Here is a 15,822-nt window from a genome sequence, read left to right as displayed (position 1 = left end):
GTTTAGTTGTCTCCTGATTATTGTCTTATTTCTTTAATTCTACCAAATTTTCATTGATTCGGCGATAGATTGTTGTCAAGTCAAGCAAAGTTTCTTCGACAGCTGGTGTCAATTGATCTTCAGTCATACGCCAAGACCAGTTTCCACCAAGGGTAGATGGGAAGTTCATACGAGCTGTCTCATCCAATTCAAGCAAATCTTGCATAGTTGCAATTGCCATAAAGCTAACTGATGAAAAGACTGTACGAAGCATAGCGTGTGGCACTGTTTCGTATTCTTTGCGGTTCGTGTAGCGAGCCATGTACTCACGAGTCGCATCATCGATCTCGTTACGGTACCAACCAAGGACCGTATTGTTATCGTGAGTTCCTGTGTACATAACTGAGTTAGCAGGTGCCAAGTGTGGGCTATCAATGCTTTCGTCTTCTGGGTTGAAGGCAAATTGAAGAATTTTCATTCCTGGGAAGCCAGTACGTTCACGCAACTCGATAACTTCATCAGTCATGAAGCCAAGGTCTTCGGCGATGATGTTTAACTCACCAAGTTCTTCCTTAACAGCTGCAAAAAGCTTGTAGCCAGGACCTTTGACCCACTCACCAGGTGCTGCTGTATCGGAACCAGCAGGGATTTCCCAGTAAGATTCGAAACCACGGAAGTGGTCGATACGAACGATGTCGTAGATTTTGAAGCTTTCACGCAAGCGTTCAATCCACCATTTGTAACCATCTTTGTCCATTGCTTCCCAGTCATAGATTGGGTTACCCCAAAGTTGACCAGTTGCAGAAAATTCATCTGGTGGGCATCCTGCGATGCAAGTCGCCTTACCGTTGACATCTGTCTTGAAGAGATGTGGATTTGCCCACATATCGCTTGAATCTTCCGCTACGTAGATTGGCATGTCCCCAACGATTTCGATGTGGTTGTCGTTAGCATAGGCTTTCAATTTCAACCATTGTTGGAAGAAGAAGTACTGAGTCACACGGTGGTAAACCAACTTGTCTGCCAATTGCTCACGGTAGCTTTCAAGTGCTGAAGCTTTACGAGCACGAGCATCAGCATCTGGCCATTCAGTCCAAGCAAGATTTTCAAAATGCTCTTTGATAGCCATATACTCAGCAAAGAGCTCAAGCCATGATTGGTTGTCTTGAGCAAATTTCTCAAAATCTTTAACATCTCCGACTTCAAAGAAACGTTTTACCGCTTTTTCTAAAAGAGGACGACGTGCATAGTAGATTTTAGCATAGTCAACTTCAGACGCATCGCTACCAAAGTCAACCCCTTCAAGGTCACTTGCTTGCAACAAGCCTTGCTCTACCAAGATATCCAAATCGATAAAATGAGTATTTCCTGCGAAGGCTGAGAAAGACTGGTAAGGAGAATCTCCGTAACTAGTTGTTCCTAGTGGAAGGATTTGCCAGTAACGTTGTTTTGTGCGAACCAAGAAATCAACGAAGTCGTAAGCACTTTTACCAAATGATCCGATTCCGTATGCTCCTGGAAGAGAAGAAATGTGCATCAACACACCACTTTGACGTTTTTTCATAATAAGCACCTCATGTGTTTATAGTTCTTGTTTCATTTTTACGGACGCAAACGTTTGCGTTAAGATAAGTATATCTCATTTTTTTGATAAATGCAAGCGGTTTTAAAAAACTTTTTTGATTATTTTTTTAAAAGTTTTTCTTCATACTTGTATATATATTCTTTATAAAAAAATAAAACCTTATAGAAAACTTCTCTTATTCCATCTAGAAAAACATTGAGCCTATTTCCTACATCTAGAGCAAGCAATCGTTTTCTCTATATTTGAATTATTCATAAGGGAAAAAACATTTTATAATCTTTCTTCTATTATATGGCGTTTAAGCGTTTACTTTTCTATAAAATTTTTTAAGATTTTTTCAAAAAAATGCTTGCAACCGTTTTCTGTTTGTGTTATACTAGTGCCATAAAGGAAAACGTTTGCGTTTCCTCATTATAAAATTTGTTATTCTTTAGGAGGAATACACTATGTCATCTAAATTCATGAAGAGCGCTGCTGTGCTTGGAACTACTACACTTGCTAGCTTGCTTTTGGTAGCTTGTGGAAGCAAACCTGCTGAAAAAGCTGCTGATGCTGGTTCATCTGCAGGGAAAGAAATCACTCTTTACGTTGAAGACCAATACAAAGCTTTCGCTGAAACAGTTGCTAAAGCTTACGAAAAAGAGTCAGGAACAAAAGTTAACATCAAATCTGGTGACCAACTTGGTGGTCTTGACAAACTTTCTCTTGACAACCAATCAGGTCAAGCTGCTGACGTTATGATGGCTCCATACGACCGTGTAGGTAGCCTTGGTACTGACGGACAACTTTCAGAAGTTAAATTGAGCGACGGCGCTAAAACAGATGATAAAACTAAATCTCTTGTAACAGCTGCTGACGGTAAAGTTTACGGTGCTCCTGCCGTTATCGAGTCACTTGTTATGTACTACAACAAAGACTTGGTAAAAGAAGCTCCAAAAACTTTTGCTGATTTAGAAAACCTTGCTAAAGATAGCAAATACGCATTCGCTGGAGAAGATGGAAAAACTTCTGCTTTCCTAGCTGACTGGACAAACTTCTACTTTGCATACGGACTTCTTGCTGGTAACGGTGCATACGTATTCGGACAAAACGGTAAAGACGCTAAAGACATCGGTCTTGCAAACGACGGTTCTATCGCAGGTATCAACTACGCTAAATCTTGGTATGAAAAATGGCCTAAAGGTATGCAAGATGGTACAGCTGCTGGAAACTTAATCCAAACTCAATTCCAAGAAGGTAAAACAGCTGCTATCATTGATGGACCTTGGAAAGCTCAAGCCTTCAAAGATGCTAAAGTAAACTACGGTGTTGCAACTATCCCAACTCTTCCAAACGGAAAAGACTACGCAGCATTCGGTGGTGGTAAAGCTTGGATCATCCCATCAAGCACTAAGAACCTTGAAGGAGCACAAAAATTTGTAGACTTCCTTGTTTCAACTGAACAACAAAAAGCCTTCTACGATGCAACTAACGAAATCCCAGCTAACACTGAAGCTCGTTCATACGCTGAAGGTAAAAACGATGAGTTGACAACAGCTGTTATCAAACAGTTCAAGAACGCTCAACCAATGCCAAACATCTCTCAAATGTCTGCAGTTTGGGAACCAGCTGCTAACATGCTCTTTGACTCTGTAAGTGGTAAGAAAGATGCTAAAACAGCTGCTAACGATGCTGTAACATTGATCAAAGAAACAATCAAACAAAAATTTGGTGAATAAAAATTTGTTCAAGGGGGGTGGAATTCAAATCCCCCTTTGAATTTATCAATAGAAAACATATATAGTTTAGGTTTTAATTAAAAACCAGTATCCTATGAAAGGAGTTATTATGGAAAAGCAACAACCTAGTAAAGCAGCCCTGCTGTCTATCATTCCTGGGTTAGGACAGATTTACAATAAACAAAAAGCCAAAGGTTTTATCTTCCTTGGTGTAACCATCGTATTTGTCCTTTATTTCCTAGCACTTGCAGCCCCTGAATTGAGCAATCTCATCACTCTTGGTGACAAGCCAGGTCGTGATAATTCCCTCTTCATGCTGATTCGCGGTGCCTTCCATTTAATCTTTGTAGTCGTTTATGTGCTCTTTTATTTCTCAAATATTAAAGATGCACATACTATCGCAAAACGTATTAACAATGGAATTCCAGTACCACTTACGCTAAAAGATATGATCAAAGGAATCTATGAAAATGGCTTCCCTTACCTCTTGATCATTCCATCTTATATTGCCATGACTTTTGCGATTATCTTTCCAGTTATCGTAACCTTGATGATCGCCTTTACTAACTACGACTTCCAGCACTTGCCACCAAACAAATTGTTGGACTGGGTTGGTTTGACAAACTTTACAAACATTTGGAGTTTGAGTACCTTCCGTTCTGCCTTTGGTGCCGTTCTTTCTTGGACCATCATCTGGGCTTTGGCTGCCTCAACTTTACAGATCGTCATCGGTATCTTCACAGCTATCATTGCTAACCAACCATTTATCAAAGGAAAACGTATCTTTGGTGTTATTTTCCTTCTTCCTTGGGCTGTCCCAGCCTTCATCACTATCTTGACATTCTCAAACATGTTTAACGATAGTGTCGGAGCTATCAACACTCAAGTATTGCCAATCTTGGCTAAATTCCTTCCTTTCCTTGATGGGGCTCTTATTCCTTGGAAAACAGACCCAACTTGGACTAAAATTGCCTTGATTATGATGCAAGGTTGGCTTGGATTCCCATACATCTACGTTTTGACTTTGGGTATCTTGCAATCTATTCCTAACGACCTTTACGAAGCAGCTTATATTGACGGTGCCAATGCTTGGCAAAAATTCCGCAACATCACTTTCCCAATGATCTTGGCCGTTGCGGCACCTACTTTGATCAGCCAATACACCTTCAACTTTAACAACTTCTCTATCATGTACCTCTTCAACGCTGGAGGACCTGGTAGTGTCGGTGGTGGAGCTGGTTCAACCGATATCTTGATCTCATGGATTTACCGTTTGACAACAGGTACATCTCCTCAATACTCAATGGCGGCAGCTGTTACCTTGATTATCTCTATCATTGTCATCTCAATCTCTATGATCGCATTCAAGAAACTACACGCATTTGATATGGAGGACGTCTAAGATGAATAACTCGATCAAACTCAAACGTAGACTGACTCAAACTCTTACATACCTTTACCTGATTGGTCTCTCAATCGTGATTATCTATCCACTTTTGATTACCATTATGTCAGCCTTCAAAACTGGTAACGTAGTAGCCTTTAAGCTAGATAGCAACGTCGACTTTAGTTTTGCTAACTTCCAAGGGCTCTTCTCTGAAACCTTGTACGGTACTTGGTACCTCAACACTTTGATTATCGCCTTGATTACTATGGCTGTTCAAACAAGTATCATCGTACTTGCTGGTTATGCCTACAGCCGTTACAACTTCTTGGCTCGTAAACAAAGTTTGGTCTTCTTCTTGATTATCCAAATGGTGCCAACTATGGCCGCTTTGACAGCCTTCTTTGTTATGGCACTTATGTTGAACGCCCTTAACCACAGCTGGTTCCTCATCTTCCTCTACGTTGGTGGTGGTATTCCAATGAATGCTTGGTTGATGAAAGGTTACTTCGATACAGTCCCAATGTCTCTAGACGAATCTGCAAAACTAGACGGTGCAGGACACTTCCGCCGCTTCTGGCAAATTGTTCTCCCACTTGTTCGCCCAATGATCGCTGTGCAAGCTCTCTGGGCCTTCATGGGACCTTTCGGAGACTATATCCTCTCTAGTTTCTTGCTTCGTGAGAAAGAATACTTTACTGTTGCCGTTGGTCTCCAAACCTTCGTTAACAATGTGAAAAACATGAAGATTGCCTACTTCTCAGCAGGTGCTATCCTCATTGCCCTTCCAATCTGTATTCTCTTCTTCTTCCTACAAAAGAACTTTGTTTCAGGACTTACAAGTGGTGGCGACAAGGGATAATCTATCCCCGCCACCCTTTTCTTATTGCTACAAAATATATACTAACAACAAGCAATTTACCCCCTAGACTTGAAATAAAGCACATTTCTCTATATAATAATACTCATATAGAAAACACCGTTTAGAAAGATACAAATGCTTCCATATCCATTTTCATATTTTTCAAGTATTTGGGGATTTCGTAAGCCCCTGTCCAAACGTTTCGGGCTCAACTGGTTTCAGCTTCTCTTTACCAGTATCTTCCTTATCAGCTTGTCTATGGTACCCATTGCTATTCAAAACAGCTCACAAGAGACTTATCCACTAGAAACTTTTATCGATAATGTCTATGAACCTCTGACAGATGAAGTTGTCCAGGATCTCTCTGAACACGCTACAATTGTTGATGGCAATTTAACTTATACAGGCACAGCTAGTCAAACGCCTTCTATTGTGATCGGTCCAAGTCCAAGTAAAGAATTACCTAAGAACTTGCAACTGCATTTCGATACAAAAGAACTGGTCATCAGCAAGGAAAGCAAGGAACTGACCCGCATATCTTACCAAGCGATACAGACTGAGAGTTTCAAAAACAAGGATAGCTTGACCCAAGCAATTTCGAAAGACTGGTACCAGCAAAATCGTGTCTATATTAGTCTCTTCCTAGTTCTCGGTGCCAGCTTCCTCTTTGGTTTGAATTTCTTCATTGTCTCTCTAGGAGCAAGTCTTCTCCTTTATATCACTAAGAAATCGCGCCTCTTTTCATTTAGAACCTTTAAAGAGTGCTACCATTTTATCTTGAACTGTTTAGGATTACCAACTCTGATTACACTTATTTTGGGATTATTTGGCCAAAATATGACAACTCTGATTACTGTACAAAACATTCTTTTTGTCCTTTATCTGGTCACTATTTTTTATAAAACGCATTTTCGTGATCCAGATTACCATAAATAGGAGATTTTTATGCCCGTTACGATTAAAGATGTGGCCAAGGCTGCTGGTGTTTCACCTTCAACCGTAACCCGTGTTATTCAAAATAAATCAACCATTAGCGATGAAACTAAAAAACGTGTTCGCAAGGCTATGAAAGAGCTCAATTACCATCCTAACCTCAATGCTCGTAGCTTGGTAAGCAGTTATACCCAAGTTATTGGCTTGGTGCTTCCTGACGACTCAGACGCCTTCTATCAAAATCCTTTCTTCCCATCTGTCCTCCGTGGTATCGCCCAAGTCGCCTCTGAGAATCACTATGCCATTCAGATTGCCACTGGTAAAGATGAAAAAGAGCGCCTGAAAGCTATTTCACAGATGGTTTACGGTAAACGTGTGGATGGTTTGATTTTCCTTTATGCCGAAGAAGAGGATCCCTTGGTCAAACTGGTCGCTGATGAGCAGTTCCCCTTCCTCATCCTAGGGAAATCCATTTCACCCTTTATCCCTCTTGTCGATAACGACAATGTCCAAGCTGGTTTTGATGCGACTGAATATTTCATCAAAAAAGGCTGCAAACGAATTGCCTTCATAGGTGGTACTAAGCGACTCTTCGTAACGCAAGACCGTTTAACAGGCTATGAGGCAGCACTCAAACAACACCAACTGCCTATTGACGAAAATTTGACCTATTTCGCAACCGAGTTCTTAGAAGAAAAAGGGTATCAATTTAGTAAGCTCCTCTTTCAGCATGACCCACAAATTGATGCTATCATCACAACCGATAGCCTCCTAGCTGAAGGAGCCTGTGATTATATCACAAAACACCAACTGGATGTCCCTGTTCTCAGCTTTGACTCGGTCAATCCCAAGCTCAACTTGGCAGCCTATGTTGATATCAATAGCTTGGAACTTGGTCGTGTTTCCCTTGAAACCATCCTCCAGATTATCAACGATGCTAAAAGCAATAAGCAAATTTGTTACCGTCAGTTGATTGGACATAAAATTATCGAAAAATAAAAACCAGCTCACGCTGGTTTTTTTGATTACTAATTATCTGTTTCAACGAACCGTCCCAAAATATGGACATTCTCCGATACAGAGACAAAGGCGCTTGGATCCACCTGTTTCATAATCTGTTTAAATTCATTAAACTCTGCACGTGTAATAACAGTAATTAAAACTGCCTTTCTTTCGTGATTATAGGTTCCTTCTGCATCGTGGATCATAGTTGCTCCGCGGTGCAATTTTTTATGGATTTTTTCAATTACCTTGTCTGGATGATTGGTCACAATCATAGCCTGCATTCGTTTTTGCTTGGTAAAGACAGCATCTGTCACACGACTAGATACAAAGATGGTAATCATAGAGTAGAGGGCGTATTTCCAACCAAAGGTCAAACCTGCTATCAGCATGATGGTCCCATTTACCAAGAAAGAAATACTGCCGACATTCTTACCCGTTTTCTTGCGAATGGTCAGACTGACAATATCCGTCCCACCACTGGAGATATTGTTGCGAAGAGCAAAACCAATCCCCAAGCCCATGACAACACCCCCAAAAAGGGCATTGATAATGGGATCCTCCGTCAAGATCGCCACAGGGACGAACTGGATAAAGAAGGAACTCATGGACACCGTGATAAAGGTAAAGACGGTGAACTTATGGCCAATCTGATACCAAGCTAAAACCATCAAAGGGAAATTAATAGCGTAGAAAGCCAATGAGATCGGAATATGAAAACCAAACCAGTGATTACTCAAGGCAGAGATAATCTGTGCCAAACCTGTCGCACCACTCGAATACACATGTCCTGGTTGGAAAAAGAAATTGACCGCCACTGCTGATAAAAATCCATAGACCAGAGAAGCCGAAATCTTCTCATCATACTTTTCTCGAGAGATGCTTTGTAAGACACGTAAAATTTTTATCTGATAAGCAAAGCGGCGCAGATAATAGCGCCACCGCTTAATTCGTTTTGCTTGTTTCATCTTCTTCTACTTGTAAGCTGAGTTCCTCTAGTTGTTTGAGAGCTACTGTTGAAGGAGCTTGTGTCATTGGGTCACTTGCCTTATTGTTCTTAGGGAAAGCAATAACTTCACGGATATTTTCTTCTCCTGCTAAGAGCATGACAAATCGGTCAAGCCCGATAGCCAAGCCACCGTGTGGTGGGAAACCATAGTCCATGGCTTCAAGAAGGAAGCCAAACTGGTCATTTGCTTCTTCGGCTGAGAAACCAAGAGCCTTGAACATGCGTTCTTGAAGATCTTTTTGGTTGATACGAAGGCTACCACCACCAAGCTCATAACCGTTCAAGACGATATCGTAAGCAATGGCACGAACCTTAGTCAAATCACCTTCTAATTCGTGAGCAGTTTCTTCCTGTGGAAGCGTGAATGGATGGTGGGCGCTCATGTAACGACCTTCTTCTTCAGACCATTCAAACATTGGCCAGTCAACCACCCAAAGGAAGTTAAATTTATCGTTGTCAATCAAACCAAGCTCTTTGGCAATACGTCCACGAAGGGCACCAAGAGTTGCATTGGCCACTTCAAGCGTATCCGCCACAAAGAGAACCAAGTCCTTCTCTCCAAGAGCAAGCGCTGTTGTCAAATCTGCTTGGATGTCCATCAAGAACTTGGCAACTGATCCGTTTAATTCTCCATCAACCACCTTGACCCAAGCAAGGCCTTTGGCACCATATTGTTTGGCTACTTCAGTCATCTGGTCGATGTCTTTACGTGAATAGTTGTCCGCAGCGCCTTTGACCACAATAGCTTTTACAGCAGGTGCTTCTGAGAAGACTTTGAAATCAACACCTTTGACCACTTCTGTCAAGTCCTGAAGCAACATCTCAAAACGAGTATCAGGTTTGTCAGAACCATAAAGAGCCATAGCATCGTCATACTTCATACGAGGGAATGGAAGCGTTACTTCGATGCCTTTGGTTTCTTTCATCACGCGCGCAATCAAGCCTTCTGTGATATCTTGGATTTCTTGCTCCGTAAGGAAGGAAGTTTCCAAGTCGACCTGGGTAAATTCAGGCTGGCGGTCTCCACGCAAGTCCTCGTCACGGAAACATTTAACGATTTGATAATAACGGTCAAAACCAGCATTCATCAAGAGCTGTTTCGTGATTTGTGGACTTTGAGGAAGCGCGTAAAAATGTCCTTTATTGACACGAGATGGTACCAAATAGTCACGCGCCCCTTCAGGCGTTGACTTAGAAAGGAATGGTGTCTCCACATCGATAAACTCCAACTCATCCAAATAGTTGCGGATAGAGTGGGTCACCTTAGCACGAAGTTTGAGATTTTCCAACATTTCTGGACGACGAAGGTCAAGGTAACGGTAACGCAAACGTGTATCGTCATTAGCCTCAATGCCATCCTTAATCTCAAATGGTGTTGTTTTAGCTGTATTCAACACTGTCAGAGCTGTCACGTTTAACTCAACCGCACCAGTTGGCAACTTATCATTGGCTTGCTCACGCGCAGCGACCTGTCCAGTCACCTCAATAACAAATTCGCTACGAAGGCTTTCAGCTGTTGCCATGACCTCTGCAGAGACTTTTTCAGGGTTGATAACCAACTGCATGATTCCTTCACGGTCACGAAGATCGATAAAGATTAAACCACCAAGGTCACGACGACGGCCAACCCATCCTTTCAAGGTCATTTCTTGTCCGATGTGTTCCTCACGAACACGACCAGCATACATACTACGTTTCATTGTTTCTCTCCTCTTTTATTCTGTTACTATTTTACCATAAAAGCGCAGGCTCTTCATGAAAATCAGCAGAAAAGTTTGCCAGTCTTTAAAAATTAACGCACATACAAAAATCCGATGAACTTCATCGGACTCTTTTATTTTGAATTTTTGCCTGCTTTACGCTTTTCAGCGATTTCGGCTGCCTTTCGAGGCAAGACGATTTCCGTTGTGTAAGCTGTCCCAAAACGCCAGATACCGGCAATAGGGGCAAAGACCACTGCTAAATGGCTATAGAAGAAATCTCCCTTAAAGGCATAAGCTAGCGCTCCAATGATGAAAAATAGAACAACTGCTTGAATCACTGCTAATAAAATTACTCGTTTCATGTGACCTCCTGACTCTATTATAGCATGAGAATCATCAAAAAGCTGACTAAATTATTCAAAGCGTGGAGAGAAATGCTGTAAAGAAGACCTTTTCGGCTTACATAAGCCAGACCTAAACTCAATCCTAGACTAGCATAAACTAAAAACTGTTGCAAAGTTCCTGGAGAATGAATCAAGGCAAACAGAACACTAGTTACCAGAAGGAAAAGCAGAGTTTGTTTGCTGTTGTCCTGCTTAGGAAAGAGGTAGCGTGCCAACATCCCTCTAAAGATAAGTTCTTCCGTCAAAGGAGCAAAAATATTAATAGCAAAGAATGAGAAGAGTGGCTGAGCCAATGTCAGGTCTGTCGCTGTTTGCTGATTTACCGAAGGATCATTTGGTAGGAAAAATTGAACGACAAGAGATAAGAACCAAACCAAGGCAGGGAGCCAAATAAATCGGTTAAAGCCACTCTTCTCAATATGGACAGGAGCTTTCTGGTACCATTTATAAATGACGTACACATATACTCCAGCCAAGGCCACATAAAGCAAGGTAGTAGCATAGGGCGAAGCGCCCAGTTTCAAAGCTTCTACAGCCCCACTCTGAACGGTCCCATAGATAAACAAAAAAGATAGAATGGCTAGAAGAAACCAGCCGAGGTTTTTAAGTAATTTCATATAAATCTCCTATCTTGCTTTATAACTGTTTTTCAATACAAAGAGGTTTGCTATCCCTAACACAAGTACCCAGGCAAGTAACATGCCGATATTAGAAAAAGATATTTCCCCACCTTTTTTATTTAAAAGATTTACAATAGGACCGATGAACGAGTAATCCAACACTTTTTGAACCGTATCATTTTGAAGAGCAATCATAGGTAAAAAAGAGACAATTAACATAGGGAAGATACTATAAACTTGCGCTTTAGATTGAGTATCTGACACCGCACCGATTAGAAGGTTGAGAAAAATAACACTAATAGTTGCTAAGACCAAATAGATAACATAGGCAAATAGGTAACCTGATACATCTACTTTAAGATAGATTGGTAGTAAAATCATTCCAAGCAACATAATCAACATAGGAAGAACGAGCATACTAATAGTATATTCTGTTGCTGTCACACCACTTAGGATGAGTGATTTAAGATTGCGCTTTTCCTTATCTTCTGCCATCATAATCGATACCATATAACCACTTCCCATGCTCAAGACCATCGTCAAGCTAGCAGATAGTAAAAATAGGCTCAATTGTCCATCCTTATTTGAAAATTCATTATATAGAACAGCAGTACCAAAAGGCATCAATAGACTCGCCAATAAAGTTGAATTGCTGATAAGAACTTGTAATCTTAACCATAGTAGGGCATTTAATTTTCTAAACATCTAACTTTTCTCCTGTCAATCTGATAAAGATTTCTTCTAAAGTTGGCTCACAAGAATGAACCACCATCAAATCTGTCGTGTCTAAATGTGGCAATTCTTCAAATGGAACTATCTGTTCTCGTCCATCTTTATAAACCACACGTACTTTCTTATCCACATGATACTTCTGGATAATATCTTGCGGACTTCCATACTCTATTAAGTTCCCCTTATTTAAAAGAGATAAGCGATCACAAAGCAGAGTTGCTTCATTCATATCATGCGTGGTCAGAAAGATAGTTGTCCCCGCCTGCTTTAATTCTTGAAGTAGGGTATGAATCATCTTAGATGTTGTAGGGTCTAAGCCACTGGTTGGCTCATCTAGAAAGAGGATCTTAGGAGCATTCAGAAGGGCACGAGCCAAGAACATTCGTTGTTTCATTCCTGTAGATAGTTTTTCTGCGATGATGTCTTTAGCATCTGCCAATCCAACCTGTTGGAGCACCTGATTTACTCTATATGACTTGAGACCATATAACTTAGCGTAAATGAGCAGATTTTTGTAAAGACTCATCTTTTCATAAAAGCCACTGCCATCACTAACAATACCAATTTGTTCCAAATCATTTGAGGTTAAATCTTGAGAGTTCTTGCCTAACAAAACTGTTTTACCTTGATCTGCAGCCAACTGACCTGTCAAGACATTGATCATGGTTGTTTTACCTGAGCCAGAAGGGCCAAGAAAACCAAAGATTTCACCTTCCTTAATCTCAAAAGAAATCTGATGAAGAGCTTTTTTGCTCCCAAAACTTTTGCTTACATTTTCAACACGAATCATAGAAACTCCTTTATTTGAAATAGCGTTTTACCATAGGTAACTGCATCACATTGATATAAATATGGATAGCTCCGACAAGCAAGAAGGCTAGTAACTGAATCTCTCCTGTCAAGAAAGAAATGATAATAAGAAAAACATATAAGGCTGGTAAGACATATTGGTTTAATTGGAATAAAATTCGAAAACTCTGTTCCAAATTAGCCTGGCGCTCCCCTTCATCATAGGAATTTATATAGTCCAAGACATCCTTTGGTGTAGAGAAAAGAGCCAAATCAAACTGACGCACAATCGCAATTGTTTTAAAAAGAGATTTTTGAGCGATTAAGGATAGCACAAAGACTAAGAAAGAGAGGGAAAATGTTTGGTGGTCTGTATGCAATATAACCACTTCATTTAATGAGAGAAAAATAGACAATGAAATTGCTACGCTTGCAATATTAAAAGCAATGGTTCCAAACTCGAGATTCCGATACATCTGCACATAATAGGTTTCATTCAGATCATCATCCATTTCCTCTTGATACAAGGAATGAAATTTTCTGCTTTTCTTTAGGAAATTGAAAGTCAAAAAAAGAATAATGACGGCTAGTAGTAAACTGATAGCTGATAGCCATGGTATCAAGGGTTTTACATCTAACATAATTCCGTTGGATTCGGCATCTGCCTTAAACATCCCTACAAACATGCCCAAGAAACCTCCCAAGACAATAGACATCAAAAATAACAATCCACCTTTCTTTTTCTTTTTCATATTCATTCTCCTTTTTCACTTGCTAAATTGTTTGCTTTCTTTTCAATCCAGTCAACGACTGGGATAAGAGCAAAGTAGGCCCAAATAAATTGGTCACTTTGATAGGGACTAAACCAACCTAAGTCTATCCCAATCAGTAGAAATACGCTGACTAATAGAGCTATGGCCACTACATAATAAATCACTTTATACTTGTTCATCATTTTTCTCCTTTTTCTTCAACCGATTGAAAATGGACAAGAGGGCTAAATTAAGCCAAAACAAATACTTACTTTCAACAAAATAAAACCACCCCAGTAATGTTCCAACCATAGCGAAAGCATTCACAACGAGGGTAAGAACACTCATATAATAAATCACTCTATACTTGTTCATCACTCATCCTCCTCCAAGCGAAATACCGATTCGACTGTTTCGTTGAAAATCTGAGATATTTTCAAGGCAATCACAACGGACGGGGTGTATTCGTCCCGTTCTAATAGGCTGATAGTCTGTCTGGAAACCTCTGCTAGCTTGGCTAGTTCGGTTTGATTGAGGCCATCGCGAGCCCGAAGCTCTTTTAGACGATTTTTTAGTTGCATGTTACACACCTACTCTCCGTCAAATTCAACGGTTTGGATATCCTCAATACGTTGCAACTTGAATTTTTCTTTCCCCTTTTTATCAACGCTACGTAGTTTGACCCATTCCTCGTCAACATCCACAACTTCCCAGTTATCTGGCCCAATATACACTCCCGTTATAATTGGTTTCTTTCCAATCATTTCTTGCAATAATCTTGACATCTCTATATTTCCTTTCTCTTTTCGCTCAAGCTTTTTGATTTTATTCTCTAGTTTCTTGATTTTTTTAGAACCATTAGAATAAAAGAAAATCATAAATAGTATAAATCCTAGTACCCACATCATAGCTCCTTTCTGGTTCCTATTTCTTAACTTGCTTATATTGTAACACATCTTTTTCTTTTTGACAAACATATTTGTCAAAAAGTTTAGGATTTTTGTCATTTTGCAAAAGAAAAAGGTCAGGAGTAAGGTCCTGACCAGTTTATCTACTATTAAAAGCCTAATTTTTCAAAAATTTCTGAGAAGTTTTGGCTGATAGCATCAAGTGACACTTGCACTTCTTCTCGTGTTTGATTGTTCTTGACCGTCACTTGTCCGCTTTCGACTTCACTCTCTCCTAGGGTGATGAGGGTCTTAGCAGCAAAGATATCAGCTGACTTGAACTGAGCTTTGAGTTTACGGTTGAGGTAATCACGCTCTGCTTTGAAACCTTGTTGGCGAAGAGCCTGTACCAACTCCAAAGCCTTGACATTTGCCCCTTGACCCAAGACTGCGATATAAACATCTAGGGCGTTTTCGATAGGGAGGACCACACCTTGCTTTTCAAGAATGAGAAGCAAACGCTCTACACCAAGTCCAAAACCAAAGCCAGCAGTTTCAGGGCCTCCAAAGTAAGAAACCAAACCATCGTAACGACCACCCGCACAGACTGTCAGGTCATTGCCCTCAATCTCAGTGATAAACTCGAAAATGGTGTGGTTGTAGTAGTCCAGACCACGCACCATATTGGTATCGATGATGTAGTCTACTCCAAGATTTTCCAACATCTGACGCACAGCATCAAAATGAGCTTGACTTTCTTCATCAAGGAAGTCCAAGATAGACGGTGCATTCTCTACTGCCACCTTGTCTTCTTTTTCCTTAGAGTCCAATACACGGAGAGGATTTTCCTCCAAACGACGTTGGCTATCCTTAGACAAGGTCTCCTTGAGCGGTGTCAAATAGTCAATCAAGGCTTGGCGGTAAGCCGCACGGCTCTCAGGATTTCCAAGCGTATTGAGGTGTAGTTTGACACCTTGGATACCGATTTCTTTCAAGAAATGGGCTGCCATCGCAATGGTTTCCACATCGGTAGCTGGATTGCTAGATCCAAAACACTCAACACCAATCTGGTGGAACTGGCGCAAACGCCCTGCTTGTGGACGCTCATAACGGAACATAGGTCCCATGTAGTAGAACTTACTTGGCTTTTGCACTTCTGGCGCGAAGAGTTTATTTTCCACATAGGAACGGACAACGGGCGCAGTTCCTTCTGGACGTAGGGTAATATGGCGGTCACCCTTGTCATAGAAGTCATACATTTCCTTGGTTACGATATCCGTTGTATCTCCGACAGAGCGACTGATGACCTCGTAATGCTCAAAAATAGGCGTGCGCACTTCTGCATAGTTATAGCGCTTGAAAATCTCACGGGCAAAGCCCTCAACGTACTGCCATTTGGCAGACTCAGCAGGTAAAATATCCTGCGTTCCTTTTGGTTTTTGTAATTTCATAGGGTGTCCTCT

The 15,822-nt window shown here is 40.8% G+C and carries 18 protein-coding genes; 5 read left to right on the top strand and 13 right to left on the bottom strand.

Annotated features, from left to right (window positions below; all coding sequences use genetic code 11):
- Positions 1–25 precede the first annotated feature (25 nt).
- Entirely contained in the window at positions 26–1,543 is a 1,518-nt protein-coding gene (gene malQ, locus SK629_RS00710; protein WP_042900156.1) for a 4-alpha-glucanotransferase, read from the bottom strand.
- A gap of 467 nt (positions 1,544–2,010) precedes the next feature.
- Here malQ and SK629_RS00705 point away from each other — a divergent pair, with 467 nt between their 5' ends.
- From SK629_RS00705 to SK629_RS00685, 5 genes are all read left to right on the top strand, one after another.
- Positions 2,011–3,282 (top strand): extracellular solute-binding protein, encoded by a 1,272-nt coding sequence (locus SK629_RS00705; protein WP_042900154.1) that lies wholly within the window; start codon positions 2,011–2,013, stop codon positions 3,280–3,282.
- A 109-nt stretch (positions 3,283–3,391) separates the two neighbouring features.
- On the top strand, positions 3,392–4,684 hold the full coding sequence (locus tag SK629_RS00700) for a carbohydrate ABC transporter permease (protein ID WP_042900153.1): 1,293 nt from the start codon (positions 3,392–3,394) through the stop codon (positions 4,682–4,684).
- A 1-nt stretch (position 4,685) separates the two neighbouring features.
- A complete protein-coding gene (locus tag SK629_RS00695) occupies positions 4,686–5,528 on the top strand; it encodes a sugar ABC transporter permease (RefSeq protein ID WP_042900152.1) in 843 nt (280 codons plus the stop codon).
- A 135-nt stretch (positions 5,529–5,663) separates the two neighbouring features.
- Positions 5,664–6,464 carry a DUF1189 domain-containing protein gene (locus tag SK629_RS00690; protein WP_042900151.1) on the top strand — a complete coding sequence of 267 codons (801 nt, stop codon included), beginning with the start codon at positions 5,664–5,666 and terminating at the stop codon, positions 6,462–6,464.
- Positions 6,465–6,473: 9 nt separating this feature from the next.
- Entirely contained in the window at positions 6,474–7,460 is a 987-nt protein-coding gene (locus SK629_RS00685) for a LacI family DNA-binding transcriptional regulator (protein WP_042900150.1), read from the top strand.
- Between the two features lie 29 nt (positions 7,461–7,489).
- Here SK629_RS00685 and SK629_RS00680 read toward each other — a convergent pair whose 3' ends face one another.
- The 12 genes from SK629_RS00680 to hisS form a co-directional block, all read right to left on the bottom strand.
- Positions 7,490–8,431: a YitT family protein gene (locus SK629_RS00680; RefSeq protein WP_042900148.1), complete on the bottom strand. Its 942-nt coding sequence runs from the start codon at positions 8,429–8,431 to the stop codon at positions 7,490–7,492.
- A complete protein-coding gene (aspS, locus tag SK629_RS00675) occupies positions 8,409–10,172 on the bottom strand; it encodes an aspartate--tRNA ligase (RefSeq protein ID WP_042900146.1) in 1,764 nt (587 codons plus the stop codon). The genes SK629_RS00680 and aspS overlap by 23 nt, the downstream gene beginning before the upstream one ends.
- A 134-nt stretch (positions 10,173–10,306) precedes the next feature.
- Positions 10,307–10,537, bottom strand: a complete 231-nt coding sequence (locus SK629_RS00670; RefSeq protein ID WP_033682917.1) for a hypothetical protein — start codon at positions 10,535–10,537, stop codon at positions 10,307–10,309.
- A gap of 17 nt (positions 10,538–10,554) precedes the next feature.
- Complete coding sequence (locus tag SK629_RS00665; RefSeq protein ID WP_042900144.1) at positions 10,555–11,196, bottom strand: CPBP family intramembrane glutamic endopeptidase; 642 nt, start codon at positions 11,194–11,196, stop codon at positions 10,555–10,557.
- A gap of 9 nt (positions 11,197–11,205) precedes the next feature.
- On the bottom strand, positions 11,206–11,904 hold the full coding sequence (locus SK629_RS00660) for an ABC transporter permease (RefSeq protein WP_000488848.1): 699 nt from the start codon (positions 11,902–11,904) through the stop codon (positions 11,206–11,208).
- A complete protein-coding gene (locus SK629_RS00655) occupies positions 11,897–12,721 on the bottom strand; it encodes an ABC transporter ATP-binding protein (protein ID WP_042900142.1) in 825 nt (274 codons plus the stop codon). The genes SK629_RS00660 and SK629_RS00655 overlap by 8 nt, the downstream gene beginning before the upstream one ends.
- 10 nt (positions 12,722–12,731) lie before the next feature.
- Positions 12,732–13,478 carry a DUF3169 family protein gene (locus SK629_RS00650; protein WP_080551676.1) on the bottom strand — a complete coding sequence of 249 codons (747 nt, stop codon included), beginning with the start codon at positions 13,476–13,478 and terminating at the stop codon, positions 12,732–12,734.
- Complete coding sequence (locus SK629_RS00645; protein ID WP_042900140.1) at positions 13,475–13,672, bottom strand: hypothetical protein; 198 nt, start codon at positions 13,670–13,672, stop codon at positions 13,475–13,477. Before SK629_RS00645 ends, SK629_RS00650 begins: the two co-directional genes overlap by 4 nt.
- Entirely contained in the window at positions 13,659–13,847 is a 189-nt protein-coding gene (locus SK629_RS00640; protein WP_042900138.1) for a hypothetical protein, read from the bottom strand. Before SK629_RS00640 ends, SK629_RS00645 begins: the two co-directional genes overlap by 14 nt.
- A complete protein-coding gene (locus SK629_RS00635; RefSeq protein ID WP_001176233.1) occupies positions 13,847–14,053 on the bottom strand; it encodes a helix-turn-helix transcriptional regulator in 207 nt (68 codons plus the stop codon). Before SK629_RS00635 ends, SK629_RS00640 begins: the two co-directional genes overlap by 1 nt.
- Positions 14,054–14,062: 9 nt before the next feature.
- Positions 14,063–14,530 carry a hypothetical protein gene (locus tag SK629_RS00630; protein ID WP_080710147.1) on the bottom strand — a complete coding sequence of 156 codons (468 nt, stop codon included), beginning with the start codon at positions 14,528–14,530 and terminating at the stop codon, positions 14,063–14,065.
- Entirely contained in the window at positions 14,530–15,810 is a 1,281-nt protein-coding gene (hisS, locus tag SK629_RS00625; RefSeq protein WP_042900135.1) for a histidine--tRNA ligase, read from the bottom strand. The genes SK629_RS00630 and hisS overlap by 1 nt, the downstream gene beginning before the upstream one ends.
- Positions 15,811–15,822: the final 12 nt, after the last annotated feature.

Source organism: Streptococcus mitis (genome assembly GCF_000722695.1).
In the GTDB taxonomy this organism is placed as follows: domain Bacteria; phylum Bacillota; class Bacilli; order Lactobacillales; family Streptococcaceae; genus Streptococcus; species Streptococcus mitis_O.
Note: the sequence above shows the minus strand (reverse complement) of the source record. Positions and strands in the feature narration are given on the sequence as shown.